The 21,853-nt window shown below is 41.5% G+C and carries 18 protein-coding genes; 11 read left to right on the forward strand and 7 right to left on the reverse strand.

Annotated features, from left to right (window positions below):
• Positions 1-122: 122 nt before the first annotated feature.
• The 10 genes from dnaG to FHG08_RS01665 all read left to right on the forward strand — a co-directional run bounded on the left by dnaG (position 123) and on the right by FHG08_RS01665 (position 13,875).
• Positions 123-1,874: a DNA primase gene (dnaG, locus tag FHG08_RS01620; RefSeq protein ID WP_178956636.1), complete on the forward strand. Its 1,752-nt coding sequence runs from the start codon at positions 123-125 to the stop codon at positions 1,872-1,874.
• 124 nt (positions 1,875-1,998) lie between these two features.
• Positions 1,999-3,840, forward strand: coding sequence for an RNA polymerase sigma factor RpoD (rpoD, locus tag FHG08_RS01625; protein WP_010391796.1), 1,842 nt, complete (start codon positions 1,999-2,001; stop codon positions 3,838-3,840).
• Between the two features lie 71 nt (positions 3,841-3,911).
• Positions 3,912-4,793, forward strand: a complete 882-nt coding sequence (prmA, locus tag FHG08_RS01630; protein ID WP_054202602.1) for a 50S ribosomal protein L11 methyltransferase — start codon at positions 3,912-3,914, stop codon at positions 4,791-4,793.
• Positions 4,794-5,074: 281 nt separating this feature from the next.
• The gene (dusB, locus tag FHG08_RS01635) at positions 5,075-6,046 is read left to right on the forward strand and encodes a tRNA dihydrouridine synthase DusB (protein WP_010391792.1); all 972 of its coding nucleotides are present in this window, start codon (positions 5,075-5,077) and stop codon (positions 6,044-6,046) included.
• Between the two features lie 19 nt (positions 6,047-6,065).
• Complete coding sequence (gene fis / locus FHG08_RS01640; RefSeq protein WP_002957804.1) at positions 6,066-6,356, forward strand: DNA-binding transcriptional regulator Fis; 291 nt, start codon at positions 6,066-6,068, stop codon at positions 6,354-6,356.
• A gap of 235 nt (positions 6,357-6,591) precedes the next feature.
• Positions 6,592-8,178, forward strand: a complete 1,587-nt coding sequence (gene purH, locus FHG08_RS01645; RefSeq protein ID WP_178956637.1) for a bifunctional phosphoribosylaminoimidazolecarboxamide formyltransferase/IMP cyclohydrolase — start codon at positions 6,592-6,594, stop codon at positions 8,176-8,178.
• 109 nt (positions 8,179-8,287) lie between these two features.
• Complete coding sequence (locus tag FHG08_RS01650) at positions 8,288-9,106, forward strand: class I SAM-dependent methyltransferase (RefSeq protein WP_075169883.1); 819 nt, start codon at positions 8,288-8,290, stop codon at positions 9,104-9,106.
• Between the two features lie 14 nt (positions 9,107-9,120).
• Positions 9,121-10,404, forward strand: a complete 1,284-nt coding sequence (purD, locus tag FHG08_RS01655; protein ID WP_178956638.1) for a phosphoribosylamine--glycine ligase — start codon at positions 9,121-9,123, stop codon at positions 10,402-10,404.
• 93 nt (positions 10,405-10,497) lie between these two features.
• Positions 10,498-13,038: an EAL domain-containing protein gene (locus FHG08_RS01660; RefSeq protein ID WP_178956639.1), complete on the forward strand. Its 2,541-nt coding sequence runs from the start codon at positions 10,498-10,500 to the stop codon at positions 13,036-13,038.
• 21 nt (positions 13,039-13,059) lie between these two features.
• Positions 13,060-13,875: a DUF2797 domain-containing protein gene (locus FHG08_RS01665; protein ID WP_138606552.1), complete on the forward strand. Its 816-nt coding sequence runs from the start codon at positions 13,060-13,062 to the stop codon at positions 13,873-13,875.
• Here FHG08_RS01665 and FHG08_RS01670 read toward each other — a convergent pair.
• Positions 13,848-16,376 (reverse strand): EAL domain-containing protein, encoded by a 2,529-nt coding sequence (locus FHG08_RS01670; protein ID WP_178956640.1) that lies wholly within the window; start codon positions 16,374-16,376, stop codon positions 13,848-13,850. The genes FHG08_RS01665 and FHG08_RS01670 overlap by 28 nt on opposite strands.
• 76 nt (positions 16,377-16,452) lie before the next feature.
• On the opposite strand from FHG08_RS01670, the gene FHG08_RS01675 reads away from it, so the two are divergent.
• Positions 16,453-16,752: a DUF4144 family protein gene (locus FHG08_RS01675; RefSeq protein ID WP_178956641.1), complete on the forward strand. Its 300-nt coding sequence runs from the start codon at positions 16,453-16,455 to the stop codon at positions 16,750-16,752.
• Here FHG08_RS01675 and FHG08_RS01680 read toward each other — a convergent pair.
• The 6 genes from FHG08_RS01680 to FHG08_RS01705 all read right to left on the reverse strand — a co-directional run bounded on the left by FHG08_RS01680 (position 16,732) and on the right by FHG08_RS01705 (position 21,726).
• Complete coding sequence (locus tag FHG08_RS01680; RefSeq protein WP_178956642.1) at positions 16,732-17,655, reverse strand: histone deacetylase family protein; 924 nt, start codon at positions 17,653-17,655, stop codon at positions 16,732-16,734. The two genes, FHG08_RS01675 and FHG08_RS01680, sit on opposite strands and share 21 nt — an antisense overlap.
• 103 nt (positions 17,656-17,758) lie before the next feature.
• Entirely contained in the window at positions 17,759-19,300 is a 1,542-nt protein-coding gene (locus FHG08_RS01685) for a serine hydrolase (RefSeq protein WP_178956643.1), read from the reverse strand.
• 27 nt (positions 19,301-19,327) lie between these two features.
• A complete protein-coding gene (locus tag FHG08_RS01690; protein WP_075169889.1) occupies positions 19,328-19,822 on the reverse strand; it encodes a gamma-glutamylcyclotransferase family protein in 495 nt (164 codons plus the stop codon).
• Positions 19,823-19,840: 18 nt separating this feature from the next.
• Positions 19,841-20,467, reverse strand: a complete 627-nt coding sequence (locus tag FHG08_RS01695; protein ID WP_178956644.1) for a LysE family translocator — start codon at positions 20,465-20,467, stop codon at positions 19,841-19,843.
• Between the two features lie 2 nt (positions 20,468-20,469).
• On the reverse strand, positions 20,470-21,252 hold the full coding sequence (locus FHG08_RS01700; protein ID WP_055012408.1) for a hypothetical protein: 783 nt from the start codon (positions 21,250-21,252) through the stop codon (positions 20,470-20,472).
• A gap of 3 nt (positions 21,253-21,255) precedes the next feature.
• Positions 21,256-21,726 carry a CreA family protein gene (locus FHG08_RS01705; protein ID WP_178956645.1) on the reverse strand — a complete coding sequence of 157 codons (471 nt, stop codon included), beginning with the start codon at positions 21,724-21,726 and terminating at the stop codon, positions 21,256-21,258.
• Positions 21,727-21,853: the final 127 nt, after the last annotated feature.

The following is a 21,853-nucleotide window of genomic DNA, read 5'->3' on the forward strand; positions in this document are numbered from 1 at the left end:
GCCTTGAGCTCGGTTTCTTCGTTTAGAGCACTTCAAAAAAATATGCATTTGTGTTCCAATCTCTGCGTATTATAATTCGCTTTTAACACTTTTATATTTACCTTAGGGCTGTACTTTAAACAATGGCTGGAAAGATCCCACGCAACTTTATCGATGATTTATTGGCACGAACCGATATTGTCGACCTGATTGACTCAAAGGTAGGGTTGAAAAAAGCGGGCAAAGACTATCAAGCTTGCTGTCCTTTTCACAATGAAAAATCGCCTTCGTTTACTGTATCGCAAGATAAACAGTTTTATCATTGCTTTGGCTGTGGCGCTAACGGCAATGCTATTTCTTTTGTTATGGAATATGACAAACTTGAGTTTGTTGATGCAATTGAAGAGCTAGCCAGTTTACTTAACCTAGATGTTCCTCGCGAACAAGGAAGTAGTAATGGCCCAGAACGCACCGCAGCACAAAAACGTTCAGACTACGATTTAATGCTCCATGCAGCGCGTTTTTATCAACACCAGTTAAAACATCATAGTAATTCTGAAACAGTAATAGACTATGTAAAAGGTCGCGGCTTAAGCGGCGCAACAGTTAAAAAGTTTATGATGGGCTATGCGCCCAGCGAATGGGAAGGCCTCTGCCAACAGCTTGGACGTAATCAAGAACAAAAAGAGCAATTAGTTGAGCTGAAGCTCGCATCTGAAAAAACGCCAGGTAAGCAATTCGATTTTTTCCGTGATCGTTTAATGTTTCCTATTCGTGATAAACGCGGTCGCGTAATTGCTTTTGGTGGCCGTGTAATGCAAGCAGATCAGGGGCCAAAATATTTAAACTCTCCTGAAACACGAATATTCCACAAAGGCTTTGAACTTTATGGCCTTTATGAAGCAAAACAAGCACACAAAAAACTCGATCATATACTTATAGTCGAAGGTTATATGGACGTCGTTGCGCTGGCTGAACAAGGAATAGAATACGCAGTTGCCGCACTCGGCACAGCGACAACCAGCGAGCATATGCACACCTTATTTAGAACCACTGACAAAGTTATTTGTTGCTACGACGGTGACCGTGCAGGTAAAGATGCCGCGTGGCGTGCACTGGAAAATGCACTTCCTTACTTAAACGATGGCAAAGCACTGCATTTTGTATTTTTACCCGATGGTGAAGACCCTGATTCACTCGTTCAACAAGAAGGTAAAGAGGCTTTTGAGCAGCGCCTAGAAAACGCCGATGACTTCACTAAAGTGCTGTTTAATAAACTAAGTAAAGAGATTGATTTAACGCTCGATTCCGGTAAGGCTAAGTTACTCAGTGCAGCACTGCCATTAATTGAAAAAATCCCAAGTGAGTTCTATCAAGAAAATATCTTGGAGCAACTTGGCAGATTAATTGGTCGCACCCGTGAGCAACTCAATAATCACTTAAAAACACCAAAACAGCAGCAGGCAATTGAACGTAAATTTAAAATTACACCGATGCGCCAAGCGATAGGCATTTTAGTTCAGCACCCTAATTTGGCAAAAAGCGTGCCCTACTTGCCTGATTTAGCACAAATGAATATTGCAGGAATCGGCTTGTTATTACGCCTACAACATCAAGCGTTACAAAAAGATGGTATTACCACTGCACAAATTCTCGAATCATTTAGAGACACTGATGACTATGAGCCACTAACTAAGTTGGCTACATGGCAACATCAAATAAATGAAGAGCGTTTAGAGACTGTTTTTCAAAATACTTTTAAATTTATTGAAGATCAGTGTTTAAATTATCGACTAGAGACCCTATTAATAAAAGACAAGACACAGGGCTTAAATAGCGATGAACGACTAGAATGTCATTTGCTAATGACAGCGTTAAAAGCAACGAACAGCTAGTCAGATTTGATTTAGGCTGTTATACTGTGCTATTCACTGCGTCACATTATTCTGGTTAGCCTTTGAGCAAACTCCATGATGGCGCCTGTTGTATCAACTTATCAGAGTGGAAGAAACAATCTCTATGGATCCAACTCCTCAGTCACAATTAAAACTTCTGATTCAAAAAGGTAAAGAGCAAGGTTATTTAACTTTTGCAGAAGTTAATGATCACCTTCCACAAGATATTATCGACTCAGATCAAGTAGAAGATATCATTAGCATGATTAATGACATGGGTATCAAGGTTAGCGAAAACGCGCCTGATGCTGATGAATTAATGATGCAAGAAACCACGACAGACGAAGACGCAGCGGAAGCTGCCGCTGCAGCCCTTGCTACTGTAGAAAAAGAAATCGGCCGTACAACAGACCCTGTTCGCATGTATATGCGTGAAATGGGTACTGTTGAACTTCTTACCCGTGAAGGCGAAATTGTTATCGCTAAACGTATTGAAGAAGGCATTAACCAAGTACAGATTTCGGTTGCTGAATACCCAGAAGCGATCACTTACCTACTTGAACAGTGGGATAAATTTGAAGCAGAAGAGATGCGCCTTAGCGACATTATCTCTGGCTTTTTCGATCCTGATGCAGACGAAGCACCACCAATTGCTGCCACTAACATTGGTTCTGAATTAAGCGAAAAACAGCTTGATGACAGCGACGATGATGATGACAGCGATGATGAAGACGAAGAAGAAGTAGATACAGGTCCAGATCCTGAAGAAGCGCGCATCCATTTCGAAAACTTACGTGATTTATACACTAAAGCACGTGAAACATTCGATAAGAAAGGTCGCTCTCATCCAGAATCTCAAGCCGCTATTTTAGAAATTGGTGAGTTGTTCAGAACCTTTAAACTTGTGCCTAAACAATTTGACCGCATGGTTAATAACATGCGTGAAATGATGGACCGAGTTCGCGTTCAAGAACGTCTTATCATGAAGCATGCAGTACAAGTTTCAAAGCTTCCAAAGAAAACCTTTGTTAAGCACTTTGCAAACAACGAAACTGACACAGCATGGCTTGATATTGAAATTGCAGCTAACGAAAAGCATTCAGCTAAACTTGAAGAAGTGAAGCCTGAAATACTTCGCTGTATTAGCAAACTTTCTTCAATGGAAGAAAGCACTGGCTTAAGCATTGAACGTATTAAAGATATAAACCGTCGCATGAGTATTGGTGAAGCGAAAGCGCGCCGTGCTAAAAAAGAGATGGTAGAAGCGAACTTACGTCTGGTAATTTCAATCGCTAAAAAATACACCAACCGTGGCTTACAGTTCTTGGATTTAATTCAAGAAGGTAATATTGGTTTGATGAAAGCGGTTGATAAGTTTGAATACCGTCGTGGTTATAAGTTCTCTACTTATGCTACGTGGTGGATTCGCCAAGCAATTACTCGCTCTATTGCTGACCAAGCAAGAACGATCCGTATTCCAGTACATATGATTGAAACGATCAATAAATTGAACCGTATTTCACGTCAAATGTTACAAGAAATGGGTCGTGAGCCAAATCCAGAAGAATTAGCTGAACGCATGATGATGCCTGAGGATAAAATCCGTAAGGTACTTAAGATTGCAAAAGAGCCAATTTCAATGGAAACACCAATTGGTGATGATGAAGATTCGCACTTAGGCGACTTCATTGAAGATACTACTATTGATTCGCCTATCGATTCGGCAACAATGGAGTCTCTTCGTGGCGCAACTAACGATGTGCTCGCTGGCTTAACTGCCCGTGAAGCGAAAGTACTACGTATGCGTTTTGGTATTGATATGAATACCGACCACACGTTAGAAGAAGTAGGTAAGCAGTTTGATGTAACACGTGAGCGTATTCGTCAAATTGAAGCGAAGGCACTACGTAAATTACGTCACCCTTCTCGCTCTGATTTACTGAAAAGCTTTTTAGACGCTAAATAATCTAGCGTTACATTATGAGTTAACTCAAAAGGCCGCTGTAGCGGCCTTTTTTCTATTTCAAGGAAATAAACATGGCTTGGATCCAAATCCGTATCAATGCCAATGCTGCAACCGCAGATGCAGTTAGTGACTTATTAATGGAAGCTGGTAGTGCTTCTGTTACTTTTATTGATGCTAAAGACACCCCTATTTACGAACCCAAAATTGGCACAGTCGTTTTTTGGGCTGATACCACAGTAATTGGTCTGTTCGAAGCTAATCACGATATGAACGCCGTGGTTGCGTTATTAAAGCGCCATGATGAGCTCAAAGACAATTTAGTTTACAAAATCGAGCAACTCGAAGACAAAGATTGGGAACGTGAGTGGATGGATAACTTCCACCCTATTCAATTTGGCGAAAAACTATGGATTTGCCCTAGCTGGCGCGATATTCCAGATCCAGACGCAGTCAATGTGCTACTTGATCCAGGCCTTGCATTTGGTACTGGCACGCACGCCACTACCGCGCTGTGTTTAAAGTGGCTTGAAAGCCAAGACTTAAGCGGCAAAACGGTAGTCGATTTTGGTTGTGGTTCAGGCATATTAGGCATTGCAGCAATTAAACTAGGTGCAGAGCGCATGATAGGAATAGACATTGACCCGCAAGCGCTAGAAGCAAGCTTAGATAACGCTAACCGTAATGGCGTTGCTGACAAGCTTGAAGTTTATCTACCAGAAAACCAACCTGAATTTACAGCCGATATTGTTGTGGCAAATATTTTAGCGCAACCTCTGCGTGAGCTTCATAGTGTGATTTTAGGCTTATTAAAACCAGGCGGTAAAATTGCCATGTCGGGCATTTTAGAAGAGCAAGCAAAATCGGTTGCCGATATATATGCGCCCTTTATTGAACTTGATGAGATTGCCATTGAAGGCGACTGGACCCGAGTCAGTGGCATTAAAAAAGCATAATAGTGCGTTTTTAAAAGTTTAGAGTATTAACTCAAAAGTCGTTTCTAGAGCCTGTATTTAACAGGCTTTACTATTTTTTTACATAATAAAAAATAAAGATTTTTTATTATAAAAACAACGACCGTTCAAAATTCACACAAATAAACCGCTTCGTCATACGGTTATCAAATGTCAATACGAAAAGAGCAAAAAAAAGTCACTTTTGTTCAATTTATAGCCTTTGATTTTTGCGCAAAAAGCCGTAAACTTAGCGCCCCTTGAAAAGAGGCCTATTGAATATCGTGCGTATCGGTTCATACCAACTTGAGAATAATGTCATTGTCGCGCCTATGGCGGGCATAACAGACAGACCATTTAGACAGTTATGTCGTCGTTTAGGCGCTGGCCTTGCTGTGTCTGAAATGCTGTCGTCTAATCCGAAGGTTTGGAAAACCGAAAAGTCGATGAACCGAATGGATCATTCTGGTGAGTCGGGTATACGTGCGGTGCAAATTGCAGGAGCAGACCCTGAGCTTATGGCACAGGCCGCACAATTCAATGTTGCAAACGGTGCACAGATCATAGATATCAATATGGGGTGCCCAGCAAAAAAAGTGAACAAGAAACTTGCAGGCTCAGCCTTATTACAGTTTCCAGAACTCGTGGAAGAGATTATTGATGCCGTCGTTAATGCGGTTGATATACCTGTAACACTTAAAATCCGTACTGGATGGGATCAGGACAACCGTAATGGTGTAGAGATTGCAAGAATAGCTGAACGTTATGGCATTGCATCACTGGCTGTACATGGGCGCACGCGCGCATGTATGTACAAAGGTGATGCTGAGTACGCCACAATTAGGGATATAAAACGTTCAGTGTCGATACCTGTGGTTGCTAATGGTGATATTACATCACCTGAAAAAGCAAAGCAGGTTTTGGACTATACGGGTGCAGATGCCATCATGATTGGTCGAGCCGCCCAAGGTCGCCCTTGGATATTTAGGGAGATAGACCACTATTTGCGAACTGGTGAACATATGCAGCCACCTGCTATTGCAGAGGTGCGCAGTATTTTAATGGAGCATTTAACCAACCTCCATATGTTTTACGGTGAGCCAATGGGAGCACGAATCGCTCGCAAACATGTATCTTGGTATTTGCAAACCCATGACAGTGACGGTCAGTTTAGGCGAGTATTTAATGCGCTCGACAATTCCGAGGAACAGGTCGTCGCATTAGAGCAATACTTTAAAACACTAGCAGCTAACTAAGAAAGAAAGAGACTTTATAATGTTCGAACAAAACGTGACTTCTCCATTTATCACAAACCCTCATGTTCAGTCACACGAGAAACCGCAGCCATTGCGTGATGCAGTAAAAAAAGCTGTTCACCACTACTTAAAACAGCTTAACGGTCAAGATGTGCAAGACGTTTACGACCTTGTTCTTTCTGAGCTAGAAGCGCCATTGCTTGAAGAAGTAATGACTTACACACGTGGTAACCAAACTCGTGCGGCAATTCTACTAGGTATCAACCGTGGTACTTTACGTAAAAAGCTTAAAAAATACGGTATGAACTAATACCTAAGGTATTGATGCCGTAATTGCTTTACCGCGCTTGCTGATTCAATACACTGAGTGTTTTATAAAACACTCTTAAAAAAGCACCTTAGGGTGCTTTTTTTATATGCAACATTTATTAACGAAATTGCAAAATGCTCACGCTTTATGGGTCGTTATAAGTCGTTTTTTGAGTCGTAATCAGTTAAAATACGCGCTTCTAAGCTAGCTCATTAACTGAGGAAATCAAACTACAATGGATACACATCGTCCTATACGTCGCGCACTTTTGAGTGTGTCAGACAAAACCGGTATTGTTGAATTTGCCCGTGCACTAGAAGCACAAGGTGTTGAAATACTTTCAACTGGCGGCACTTGTAAACTACTTGCTGATAATGCGATTAAAGTTACCGAAGTATCAGATCACACCGGTCACCCTGAGATCATGGATGGTCGCGTAAAAACCCTTCACCCAAAAATTCATGGCGGTATCCTTGCTCGTCGTGGCCAAGATGAAGACGTAATGGCAGATAACAACATTGCTGCTATCGACATCGTTGTAGTTAACTTATACCCCTTTGCGAACACTGTCGCTCAAGAAAACTGCAGCCTTGAAGATGCTATTGAAAACATCGATATTGGTGGCCCAACCATGGTGCGTGCAGCAGCTAAAAATCACAAAGATGTGACGATTGTTGTTAACGCAAGCGACTACGACCGTGTTATCAGCGAAATGCAAAATAATAACGCCTCAACCACCTACAAAACCCGCTTTGATTTAGCTATTGCCGCCTATGAGCACACAGCGCAATACGATGGTATGATTGCTAACTACTTCGGTAAAATGGTTCCTGATTACACAGAAGAAGCCGCTGAAGATACTAAGTTCCCACGTACTATTAATATGCAATTCACTAAAAAGCAAGATATGCGTTACGGTGAAAATTCGCATCAAGATGCCGCGTTTTATGTTGAAAACGACATCACTGAAGCGTCTGTGGCGACAGCGACTCAGCTACAAGGTAAAGCATTATCGTTTAACAATATTGCCGATACCGATGCCGCACTTGAGTGTGTTAAAGAATTTGATGTACCTGCGTGTGTTATTGTAAAACATGCTAATCCATGTGGTGTTTCAATTGGCGACAATATCTTAGAAGCGTACGATCGCGCTTTTAAAACAGATCCAACGTCAGCGTTTGGCGGCATCATTGCTTTTAACCAAGAGCTTGATGCCAACACCGCACAAGCGATTGTTGAACGTCAATTTGTTGAAGTTATTATCGCACCAAGCGTGAGTGCAGAAGCCGCTCAAATAGTATCAGCTAAACAAAACGTGCGTTTATTAGAGTGTGGTGAGTTCTCTGCTAAAGGCACAGGCCATGACATTAAACGCGTTAATGGCGGCGTTCTAATTCAAGACCGTGATTTAGGTATGGTAACGCAAGGCGACTTAACGGTTGTCTCTAAGCGCCAGCCTTCTGAGCAAGAACTTAAAGACTTACTGTTCTGCTGGAAAGTGGCTAAATTTGTTAAATCAAACGCCATTGTTTATGCCCGCGACGGTATGACTATTGGTGTTGGTGCAGGCCAAATGAGCCGCGTTTACTCAGCTAAAATTGCCGGTATTAAAGCCGCTGATGAAAACCTTGAAGTTAAAGGCTCAGTTATGGCATCAGATGCATTTTTCCCATTCCGTGATGGCATTGATGCTGCAGCCGCAGCAGGTATTACCGCGGTTATTCAACCGGGTGGTTCAATGCGCGATGAAGAAGTAATTGCCGCAGCTGATGAAGCTGGTATGGCAATGGTGTTTACGGGTATGCGCCATTTCCGCCATTAATCGCTTAAAGAGCTAACTGCTTCAGTTAGCTCTTTTTGTTTGCATCAAATTCACGTATTCTGCTTATTCTATAACCATGACTAACAATTATAATGTGAAGGATTAGACGATGAAATTTGCACTAAAATCTCTACTGGTTGCCACGCTGTCATTAAGTTCAACAATGGCATTAGCACACAACCATGGCCACGACTCAGCATTAACAAATGCAGTTAAAGCAAGCGAGCGCAGCAGTGAACGCGACCAATACCGCAATCCTGTAGAAACCCTCGAGTTTTTTGGCTTTAAACCAACAATGACTGTTGTAGAAATTGCGCCTGGCGGTGGTTGGTATAGTGAAATTTTAGCGCCAGCATTAAAAGAGCAAGGCACCTATTATGCCGCGCATTTTCCTGCTGATTCATCGGTAGGTTACTACCAACGTTCTCTTGCTGGCTTTAAAGCTAAAATCGCTGAAGATGCCCGCTTTAGTGACGTTAAACTTACTGAGTTTGCTCCTTCTACTCATTTAGATATTGCCCCTGCAAGTAGCGCCGATATGGTACTTACTTTTCGTAATGTCCATAACTGGTTCATGAGTAAAGACAAAGACGCAGCAAGCAATGCATTTAAGTCTTTTTATACAGCACTTAAGCCTGGCGGCACTTTAGGCGTAGTTGAACATCGCCTACCCGAAGAGCAAGCCGATGAAATGCAAAAGTCATCAGGTTATATGAAGCAGAGTGTGGTTATTGCACTTGCTGAACAAGCAGGTTTTGAACTTGAAGCAAAAAGCGATATTAATGCAAACCCTCTTGATACAGCCGATCACCCTAAAGGGGTATGGACCCTTCCACCGAGCCTTAGACTTGGCGAGCAAGATGCCGCTAAATATAAAGCCATAGGTGAAAGCGACCGTATGACGCTGAAATTTAAAAAACCGCTTTAAATAGGATATTCGCCATGAATGTATTAGTCATTGGCAGCGGCGGCCGCGAACACGCACTTGCGTTTAAGGCCGCTCAAAATACAAAAGTAAACACTGTTTATGTTGCTCCAGGTAATGCGGGCACAGCCCTTGAGCCAAAACTTGAGAACGTAGCAATTAACGTTGAAGATCTTGATGGGCTACTTAGCTTTGCACAACAAAATAATGTTGAGCTAACCATTGTTGGTCCAGAAGTGCCGCTAGTATTAGGTGTTGTTGATAAGTTTCGTGAACACGGCTTAGCTATTTTTGGTCCAACCGCCGGTGCAGCCCAGCTTGAAGGGTCTAAATCGTTCACTAAAGACTTTTTAGCACGTCATGCTATCCCAACTGCTGATTACCAAACGTTTGAACAAATCGACCCTGCGCTTGCCTATTTAAAAGAGAAAGGCGCACCGATTGTTATAAAAGCTGATGGTTTAGCGGCCGGTAAAGGCGTGATTGTAGCCATGAACGAGCACGAGGCTGAAGAAGCCATTCGCGATATGCTTGCGGGTAATGCCTTTGGTGAAGCTGGCAGCCGCGTTGTCATCGAAGAGTTTTTAGAAGGTGAAGAAGCGTCGTTTATCGTAATGGTTGATGGTGAAAACGTACTGCCATTTGCAACTAGCCAAGATCATAAACGTGCTTACAATGGCGATGCTGGCCCAAATACTGGCGGTATGGGCGCTTATTCTCCGGCACCGGTAGTGACTGATGAAATTCATCAACGCATTATGAATGAAGTGATTTACCCTACGGTAGAAGGTATGGCTAGCGAAGGCCACCCGTACACTGGCTTTTTATATGCAGGCTTAATGATAGATGACACCGGCACACCAAAAGTAATTGAATATAACTGTCGTTTTGGCGACCCTGAAACACAACCTATGATGCTACGTTTGCAATCAGATTTAGTTGAGCTGATTGAAGCTGCTAACCGTGTAGAGCTTGATAAAACTACCATTGAGTTTGATTCACGCGCTGCTGTAGGTGTTGTTTTAGCTGCCAAAGGCTACCCAGATAGCTACCCGAAAGGCGATGCGATTAGTGGCCTGAAAGTAACTTACCCTGAAGGCGAAAAAGTTTTTCACGCAGGGACTAAGCAAGATGGCGATAACGTAGTAACTGCCGGTGGTAGAGTATTATGTGCAACGGCACTAGGTAATACCGTTACCGAAGCGCAACAACGTGCCTATAAACTGGTTGATGAAATCAGCTGGGACGGCATGGAATACCGTACAGATATAGCCTATCGTGCAATTGCTCGTGAAAAATAATTATTGAGTTTTACTCATTAAACTTTATAAGCGCAGATTATCTGCGCTTTTTACTGCTACACTATAAAAAAACAATCAGGGCACAGGTTAATATTGGAATTTAAAACCTTGCGCTATCATGCGATAGCGGTCGTAATACTAATTTTTATCTTTTTTATTATCAGCACATTGGCAACAAACTTTGTGATGCCATCTCGCTATACCATAGATAAAATAACTCCTGTTTACCTCGATCATGCATATTACATAGACAAGAGTAAAACACAAAACTTCGCAGAAGTAATGAGTAATAAAGCGCAATTTACAGAGCAAGAATTTAACGATATTCCTTGGAGTTTTCAACAGCAAAATTATTGGTTACGCCTTGATTTAGAAAACAAAAGCAGCAAAGAAGAAGATGTGGTGGCGCACTTTGATAATCCTATGGTGGATCACCTCACTATATATAGGCTCAATAGTAATAACCAGCTACTCGAAACTTATAAGCTTGGTGATAAAGAGCCGCGCCTTACTTTATTTAAGTACAGCGTTCCCCATATCCGTTTTAAGCTTGATGGCCAATCTAAACAACAATTAGTCATAAAAATAGATACCGTGGGGATTAGTAAAACCCCAATTCACTTATATCGCCATACTGTATTTGTTGACTTAGTGCGCTCTCAAACAGGCATTTGGGGTATTTTTGCTGGCGTACTACTAATGGCTTCGCTGTACAACTTATTGCTCTATTTTGGTATTAAAGAGCGTGTTTACTTGGTTTATATTGGCTACATTATTAGCGCTATTGCATTAATGGGAACCGTGCTCGGATTTGGTTTTTACTTATGGCCGCTTGAATGGCAATTATTTATTCACGAAAAAGTCATTGTGGTCAACTACACCATGGCGATTTTTACCCTCGCCTTTTGTACACTATTTTTGCGTTATCACAAAGACGGCTGCTGGCGTTATAAACTAAGCATCGGCTTATTAAGGCTGATGCTAGTTCTCGGTATATTGAGCTTTTTCATTCCCGAAAACATAGCTGCGCCGATATTTTTTGTAATTCTAGGATCGCAATATATTGTCTGCTTCATTTTAATTTATAACAAATTAAGAAGTGGTTTTCGTTGGGCTAAGTTTTACGTATTTTCGTGGGTACCACTGATCATTGGCGCAGCTATCCAACCTCTAGAGCTCACAGGTGTTATTTCCTATAGTTTTTCAATACGCCATGCATTTTTAGTTGCCATTTTGTGTGAAATTGTCCTAATGGCAATGGCACTTGCTGATCGGATTCGTTACCAGCGTGAGCAAGTTCTTTATCATGCAACACATACCCAACAAACCAAGCTACTCAATAGCGCCAAGCTAAAATATGCCTTTATGGCACTCAAGGCGCAGCAGCGCTCTACCACTTTATGTTTGGTGAAAATACGTCATTTTAACTCGCTAAATACCATTATTACCTCTTCGCAAGGATATGAGCTAATTAAGCATGTTGCTCACGAGCTTGAATGCAAATTAAGCTTTGAACGAGAGTTTTTTCATCTCAACAATGGTATTAATCAGCCAGCTAAAATTGCTGATTTGGGCAGTGGCGTATTTGCCTGCATTTCTACTAAAAAACAGAGTCAGCACACGTTCGAAGAATTACTCAAACAGATCTTAAATAAGTTACCAAAAACATATCAAATTAAAGGTCTAGACTTACAACTTAATTACAGTGTTGGCATTAGTGGTTACGGTAAACGTGATGATTTTGAGTTTTGGTTAAAACGAGGCTATTTAGCATTACACGACGCTAAACATAACCTAAGCAAAGTAAGCTCATCACTTGCGCATGACAACTTTACCATGGACGTTGCTCTTGCAGCCAAGCTACAGCAAGCGATAAGAGAGGATCAACTTGCACTTTATTATCAACCACAAGTGAGCTTAGAGGAGTGCAGTATACACGGCGCGGAAGCCCTACTACGCTGGCCAGATGCTGACTTTAAAAATATTTCGATAGAAAAGCTAATTATACTCGCCGAACACACTGGTATTATTAATGAATTAACAATTTGGGTTATTGAACAAGCCTGTAAAGACATTGCAAAGCTGGCATCCGATGACATAAGCAATCATAGTATTAGTATTAATTTAAGTGCAAAAAATCTAGCCATTACTAATTTGACTGAAAAAGTAGAGAATATTTTAATTAAATATCAAGTTGCCCCTCACTTATTAAAGTTTGAACTGACTGAATCTGCTTTTGTCGAAAACCAAGATGCATTAGTCACCTTGGTTGAGGAGCTTGCCACCTTGGGCGTTAAAGTGGTACTCGACGACTTTGGCACTGGTTATTCATCGCTTAGCTACTTGGTTAACTATCACTTTAGCGAACTTAAAGTAGATAAGTCATTCGTGTTTGATTTAACTGATAACCGTGCGCATCAGGTTATTGTGCAAACAGCCATAGATATGGCACATAATCTGGGCCTAACTATCACGATTGAGGGCGTAGAGACTCAAGAGGTTCATCAGCTACTTACAGCTATGAACGCCGACCGTACTCAAGGCTACCTGTATGCCAAAGCACTCTCTTATGATAATTATTTAGACTTCTTAAAAAGCCAATACAGCCTAAAAATGTTAAACTCCCCTTTTTAACATCTTTGGGGCCAAGAAAAGATGCAAGGTACACTGCGTAAATTAAAGTCGAGCTTAACAGAGCCAGTTCAATATCATCTACCTGTAGGTGAGCAGCTGGTTGATTTAAATGCCTTAATTGGCAAACAGCTGACCCTTACTTTTAGTGGCACAATTTTGTGCTCTAACTGTGGTAAAAAAACCAAAAAGAGCTACTCTCAGGGGCATTGCTTTGTATGTATGCGCAAACTTGCCAGTTGCGATATGTGTATCATGAAACCGGAAACCTGCCATTACGACCAAGGCACCTGCCGCGAGCCAGAGTGGGGCGAAGAAAATTGCATGATCCCGCATTATGTTTACCTAGCAAATACCTCAGGATTAAAAGTAGGTATTACTCGCCATACACAAATTCCTACCCGTTGGATTGACCAAGGGGCAACCCAAGCTTTACCTATTTTTAAAGTGCAGACTCGTTTGCAATCGGGCTTAGTTGAAGTAGCGCTGGCACAGTTTATTGCTGATAAAACTAATTGGCGTAATATGCTTAAAGGGCAAAACGACACGCTTGATTTAAAAGCCGCGGCCGCTGAACTTATTCCACAAATAAGCGAAAAGCTTACAGAGCTGAGTGAGCTGTTTGGCGCAACCGCCATTGAACAACTTGATGAAGACGTAGTAAACCTTGATTTTCCAGTTAGTGAATACCCAACTAAAATTAGCTCATTTAACTTTGATAAAAACCCTGTTGTTAGCGGTATTTTACAAGGTATAAAAGGTCAGTACTTAATTTTTGATACCGGTGTGATTAATATTCGAAAATTCACCTCTTATGAAGTGAGCGTAGACTCAGAATAACCTTTTGCTGCTTGGTTATAAAATGCTATCCATTGCTGTCGTGTTAATGGATAGCAATAATGGTAACCCTGAATAATATTGCAGCCTATTGTTGCTAAGTGTGTCTCTTGCGAGGCATGCTCAACTCCCTCAGCAACCACATCTAACCCTAAACTTGTCGCCATGGCTATAATAGCCGCTACAATTTGGCTATTGCCGTATTCATCAGGAATTTTAGCAATAAAACTGGCATCAATTTTTAACGTGTTAAAGGGCAGTTTGGTTAAATAGCTTAATGCCGAATACCCCGTGCCAAAATCATCAAGCGCAATATGTACACCTAACATTTTAAGCTGTTGTAACTGTTCTTTTGCCTGTGAAAAAGAACCTATAAAGCTACTTTCAGTCAGCTCTATTTCAAGTAAACTCCCAGGTAATTGATAGCGAGTAAGCATGGCCTTAATGTTATCAGCTAGCTTACCTTGGCTTAGGTGGCAAGCAGATACATTAATCGCTAAACGTCCGGGATTCATTCCTTGTGCTTGCCAAAGAGTTAACTCCTTACCGGCTTGGTTAATAACCCATAAATCGAGACGAACAACTAAACCTAACTCTTCAGCAAGCGGGATAAACTGAGCTGGCGAAATAGTGCCTAAATCAGGGTCTTGCCAACGCAGTAGTGCTTCAGCCCCCATAATCGCCCCTGTTTTTAAACACTGTTTAGGCTGAAAATAAAGCTCAAACTCATCATTTTCAAGCGCATGTTGAAAGCGGCTCATCATCGCTAAGCGCTCAAGGGAGCGGGCATTCATTGAGGGTTGAAACAACTGAAACGAATTACGCCCCACATCTTTTGAGCGATACATGGCAATATCAGCATGCTTTAATAATGTTTCACTGTCTAAGCCATCATCTGGATAAACCGCTGCACCTATAGAGGCGGTAACACCCACTTCAAATCCTTCCAATTTAAAGGGGGTATTTAAGTGATTTAAAATACCCTCTGCAAGTCTGATAACAGCTGCTACGCTTTCAACCTCACACAAAACAATAAACTCATCTCCCCCTAATCGTGCCAGTGTATCCCCCTCATTAAGGGTGTTAATAATGCGCTCAGAGACTAATTTTAATAAGGTATCACCGGCGTTATGGCCCAAGCTGTCATTTACCTCTTTAAAACGGTCAAGGTCAATAAACATTACCGCTAGCATTTGTTTATCTCTGTGAGCAGAGGCCAGTGCCATAGAGAGCCTATCGTTAAATAAGCGCCGATTAGGTAAACCGGTTAGTTCATCAAAATATGCTAGCTGCACTACTTTTTCTTCTGCACTCTTTCGCTCTGTTATGTCACTAAAAATAGCAGCGTATATAACATCACTATGACTTGGCTCTTTTATTTCTATAATACTGAGCCACTCAATATAAATATCGCCAGATTTTTTACGATTATGAATTTCCCCCTGCCATACCCCAGTTTTAGTCAGTGAGTCCCACATTTTTATGTAAAAGTTTTTATCATGACGCCCTGAGCTCAACATATTAGGCCGCTTACCTATCACCTCATATTCTTTGTAACCGGTTAAATGAGTAAATGCAGGGTTTACTTGCATAATCACTCCATTCGAGTCGGTGATCATGATGCCATCTAGGGAGGAGTCGATAATTTTATTGGCTAAGAATAAATTACGCTGTGAGTGCTGCAGTGCAATATCTCGCTGCTGAAGTACCTTTTCAAGCTCGCAGCAATACGCAGTTTCAATTTCATTAATTAGGTTTTCAAGCGATAATACACCGTTTATTTGATTATTTTCGCTTACTACTAAATGCCGAATATTACTTTCCGACATCAACCTGTAAGCATCAAAAAGGCTGTCTTGAGGGCTTATTTTATACAAAGGACGGCTCGCTAAATCCCAACAAACAAGATGGTTATGCTGCTCGGTGATGAGCTTTAGTAAATCACGTTGGGTAATAATGCCATGGGCATTTTCATCTTCATTAAAGACTAAAATCACTTTTTCAGCGTATTCGCGCATTAAGTTAACCGCGTCATTAATTGCTAATGAGCTGGGGACTACCCTAATATTTTTATTATATTGCTCGTTTATCGGTCTAAATTGCAGGTAATGCTCTAATCCTTGATTACTCACAATATCAGTAATACTAATCACCCCGCTTGGGTTATCATTCGCATCTGTTACCAGTAAGTGTCTTACGCCATGCTTATTAAACACCATGGCGGTATCGGTTAATAATTGCTGCCTGGGTACACTCAATACCGGACTCGACATTACCTTTTCAATCATTACTTGTCTAAGAGTCTGATCAGAAAAGTTAAGCGTTAAGCAATCAGTTTCAGTCCACACCCCCACTATTTGCTGCTGATGTTTAACAAAAATAGCGCTAACATTGTGCGCACGCATTAGTTTCACCGCTTCAATTAAAGGGGTATCCTTAGTACAGGCGATCACCTTATTGGTAAAAACATCGCATACTTTTTGATAGCGGCTAGTGTGGGGCATTGCTTTTACTTCCAAAATTAAACCAATGCACGATTATAAATTATTCAGTAAATAACAATTTGATTTAGGACAATATATGAGCATCAGTTACCCATTAATTATTATTTATAATAATGAGATTGAGCTATTAGAGCATGCCGATGAGTTACATGATTTTATTTATACTATGGACCAGCATGAGCAGCAAAACGTGGTTATTTTAGATAAAGTAAGTGGCTATCAAGGTTTAAATGGCGATGCGCATAATGCACTCAGTGCAATACAATTAGCGCAATTGGTAAAGGAATATTTAGCAAAAGAAGGGCAATGTTGCCTCAGTAAAATAGAGCAGCTTACTCCTGAACAGGCATTTAGGTTACTCGCCGAAATCAACTAAGGCTTTAACGTGTGCAATCGCGCTGCGCCCGAGGGCAGACAGTGAGTATCCCCCCTCTAGGTAAGAGATAATTCCTAAGCAATCATGTTGTTGGCTAAATTGCGCTAATTGCTCAGTGAGCCATATATAATCACTTTCAACAAACTTTAAACTGGCCATATCATCTTCAAGGTGCGCGTCAAATCCAGCGCTTATAAAAAGTAGCTCAGGCTTAAATTCTGTTAATCTTGGTAGCCATTGTTGCTCATAAAGTACCTTTAAATCAGTACCATCACTAGCAATAGGCAAAGGTGAATTTACCAACGTGGCGTTATTTTTAATGGCAGTATTTGGATAAAATGGATATTGAAATAACGAGCACAGCAACACATTTTCATCATCCATAAAAATATCTTGGGTGCCATTGCCATGGTGTACATCAAAATCGATAATGGCAATACGTTTAACCCCTTTGCTTTGTGCATATTTAACCGCAATCGCAAGGTTGTTAAACACACAAAAGCCTGAGGAGCTGTCGCGATTAGCGTGATGCCCTGGCGGGCGTACTGAGCAAAACGCGGCATCCAACTTACCCTCTAAAATCTCATCGACAGCGAGTAACCCTGCCCCTACGGCGCGTTCAATTGCTTTCAATGAATCAGGGCACAACCAAGTATCACCGTCCAAATCGCTAAGCCCTTCGGTTGGGATCATACTTTCTACATGATTAATGTGTTGTTCACTATGCGCCAATAAATAGTGCTGACGTGAGGCCTTAGGCGATTGTTTTTGCTCAATAGCGACATCCAGTCCACTTGCAAGTAAACGGTCGTTTATCGCATCCAAACGCTCAGGGCACTCTGGATGATCGTCAATCATTTTATGTTTACGACAGTGGGGGTGAGAAATAATCGCAGTGCGCATAGCTAACTCCAAAGATAAGTTGCTTGACGAGTATAACAAAGCCACCTTAGGGTGGCTTTGCGACTTTGGTTGATACTAAACGACTATTTAACCAAAATAGTGGCTATTTAGCTTTTAAGTCGAGATTTCTAAAATCAAAGCTAAAATCGGTGACCTGCGTTGAAACCGCCTTCATTTTCGCTGATTCTACGCGATTATCTGCACTCACAGAAAAACGAATAAAGGCATCTGCCTCTAATAACTTTTCGTCCCACTTAACAATAAAGGTATTACCTGTGTAATGCTCCAATTCACCTTTGAGGCGCTTTGTATGGGTAAAATCAATGCGTAATTTGCCATCTAACTCTTCAACTATTACATCGCCATACCAATCATCATGCAAAGTACCGGTGTAATTAATGGTTGGCAATGCCGGCTGGATATCTGCTGGCACTGATGGAGCCGCGTTAGCATAGGCTTTTTCTTTACCTGCAAAATGCTTTTTAGCTAAATCTTCAACCCAGTCTTTATCTTCAAGCTCTAGTACATCTTCAAGTACTTCATGAGTCACCGCCGATAATGCAGAAAACGCTTGTTGGTTGCTTAATATCACAATTCCCACATTTTTCTCTGGCAAAAGAGTAACCTGCGAGACCATACCTAAAATGCCACCACCATGTGCCAGCTTCTTAACGCCGTGGTAATCCTCTATACTCCAGCCTAATCCATAACCTCTAAACTGCTGATGATACGCTTCATAGGCACTTTTAGATGCCAGTGAGGTAATATGTGGGTGCCACATTTGTGCTTGCTGCTTTTCACTAAATAGCTGTTCGCCATTAGGCATTTTGCCACCAGCAAGTTGAGTACGAAGCCATTGGCTCATATCATTTACGCTTGATGCAATGGCGCCTGCCCCTCTAAAATCTTCAAGGTAATTAACAAAAAAAGGATGTAATTTACCGTCCATTGGGATGTGCCCAATTGCCCAGTTTTTGTTATTTTTAGCGATACGCGAAAAGCCAGCCCGTGAGTTGCTCATATTGAGCGGCTGTAAAATATTTTTTTCAATGTAGTCGTTCCAGCTCATCCCCGATATACGGGCAACAACTTCACCAGCGGTAACAAACATTAGATTGTTGTACGCATATTGGCTACGAAAACTGCTGGCAGGTTTTAAATATTTCAGCCCCGATAAAATATCGGCTACCGATTTATCAGTACTTGGCCAAATCATTAAATCGCCTTGACCAAGCCCTAACCCACTGCGGTGGCTTAGCAAATCGCGAATTCGCATTTCACGGGTAACGTATGGGTCATACAATCTAAATTCGGGTAGGTGATCAATTACGCGATCATCCCAGCTTAATTTGCCTTCATCCACCAGCTTAGCCAGTGCTGCACTGGTAAATGCCTTGGTATTTGAAGCAATGCCAAATAAAGTGTCTTTATTCACCTTGCTATTTGTATTGAGGTTGGCAACACCAAAGCCTTTAGCGAATACAACTTTGTCATTTTCAACAATAGCAACGGCCATTCCGGGTACATCAAACCGTGTCATTGAAGCGTTGATCACCTCTGAAATTTTATCGGTATCAACCGCTGCAGAGCTCGTGAACGCCCAGCCAACCAATAATGCGGCTGTGGCTAATTTTGTTAGTTTCATAGTGTTACCTTAGGTTATTATTTTTGTTTAATCTTGATGAACCGCAAATTCTATTTCGGCGCGCGCTTTATTCGTATCTTGCTTACTCGGGTAAGCTAAAATGCGTTGACTGTAGTGTTCGGGTACGCCAGCCTCAAGTGCGCCTCGGTATACATGCTGCACGTACCAATCATAAGGTAGCAGTGTGTCGTCATGTGTGTTTGCTATATAGCAGTGCACATTAATATCATCGTCATCTAAAAGGCTCACGGTTAAATCAACACAGTCGTAATTAGGGCCTTCAATTTTATCTAAGATCTCTTTTTCGGCCTCATTAAGCTGATACACCACCCCATATACAACTGCATCGGGTTCGTTGGTGGGCACAATAGTGCATTTACCTGAACCATCAGCAAAGGCCATATTAAAAGTTAACTTATAGCCTTTTAAAAGCGCCGTACCCACACGTTTTGCGTTAGGTAAACGTGCCAATAAACGATTAGATGACATATTGGAGCCAAACGAAAAATTATATAACGCCATACTATTCCTTAGGGTCTATCAAATAACAACTCGCACAGCCAGTGCGATTAAAATAATGCCAATGCCACGATCGAACCAATAGCCACTTTGTTGAAAAAAGTTTCGCACCCGTGCTTTTGATAACAATAGCGACAAAATAGAAAACCAAGCCCAGGTAGCAAGCGCCATATAAACACCATACCCCACTTGCACTATTACCGGTGTCGTTGGGCTAATCACCAAGGTAAACAACGACATAAAAAATAGCGTAGCCTTAGGATTTAATGCATTGGTAAAAAAACCACGCCGAAACGCACGCCATGATGACTCAGGTGCAAGGCTGGGTTTTGCAGTCTGTTCTGATGAGGTGTTTGAAGGTTTAGCAGCGCGTAGCGCCTGCACACCTAAATACGCTAAATAAGCACCAGCTATATATTTAAGTGCCATAAACAGCGAAGGCGATTGAGTTAACACCAACGCGACTCCCAACACACAATAAGCTATGTGTAATAAAATAGCTGCGCCTACACCTGCACTGGTCCACAGCGCATTATGCCTGCCGTACTGTACGCTTTGCTTAAGTACCACAGCAAAATCTGGTCCGGGGCTGGCCACTGCAAAAAAGTGAGCAATGGCAATTAATAAAAACTCATCAATATAGATCATAATTAACTGGCTTGCTCTGGCGAAAAAGCCAACAACAATGGGTTAGCCGACTGATTAACCAACGCTTTTATTTCTTTTTGCGCTTTTTTAAATTGGCCTCTTAAATGCGGTTTTAAATGTTTTTTAGAGTGTTTATCTTGCTTAAAGTAGCTTACTAAAGCATGCATAAATACAGTATGGGTTTCACTGAGCGTGGCTTCGCGATTGGCATATGGGTTGTAACATGAGCCACAACCCCCCTTAAACTGGTACACGGTATTGCTCATCATCACCCCAAAACCTAAAAAGCACGCTAAAGCATCCGTTGCTTGAGGTAAGAACTCTTTACCACCTGGAGGTAATACGCCTACATGATGAATTAAAATAGTAGCAAGAGTACCTGCAAAGCTAGCTACTAAATCTTGTGGCTGATTAATTTGGTTGGGGTTAAACGACACATTAATTGTATGGCTTGGTGGCACCATTAAATGGCAGTGCTCACCACGTAGATGCTCACTAAATTCAAAATGTGGAAACACCTGAGGTTGTAATTGTTGCGGTGCAACAAGTGTTATAGGCCACTCATCCATACCAGCATAGTGTTTAACACGCGCAAACACTTTACTGGCCATTTCTTCAATGCTTGAAACAGAATCAGGAAAAAACTCGACCGTTGGCAAAATAATTTGGCTGTGCTTAGTAAAAAAATTCAGGTCAAAGTTTTCTGCTGCCCAAATAAAGGTATCAACTAGCCACTGTTGTTCTTGTTCTGCCAATAAGGGCTTTGATTTAAATAGGGTTAACATAAACTATTCTTGCCCCTTCGCCCATTGCCATGCTTGTGTATTGTATAAAGGCACCGTAGAAAGCGCGTGATGATGACTGCCCGTAGATTCTTTCGTTGAGTACGATAAATACAATAACGTATGGGTTTTAGCATCATAAATGCGACGAACTTTTAACGACTTAAACAAAATACTCTTAGATGATTTAAACACGACTTCACCCGACTTACTACGGTCAATAGACTGTAATTGGTCTGCGGTAATTGGCCCTGTTTGGCGACAAGCAATCGACATATCTGATGGGTCTGAAAAGTCTAAATTAGCCTCAATGTGACTAATATGACAAGTAACCCCTGTAACAATTGGGTCTTGCTGTGAGTTAACCACCACATCTTTAGTGGTAAACAGCCCTAAACTCACTGAAGCAACATCATCAGAACACCCTGTAAGCCCTGCTAAACACGCAATTAGACTACCCATTTTGAGATACTTCATAGCAAGTCCTTCGTTCATATTAAAATTAAGTTATGTCTTATACTAAACACTTTCACTGCGATAAAACAAATTTTATAAGCAATAAAAAAGGCACGCCCGAAGGAGTGCCTTTGCAAACAAATACAGC

This window comes from Pseudoalteromonas sp. Scap03, from assembly GCF_013393115.1.
Taxonomy (GTDB): domain Bacteria; phylum Pseudomonadota; class Gammaproteobacteria; order Enterobacterales; family Alteromonadaceae; genus Pseudoalteromonas.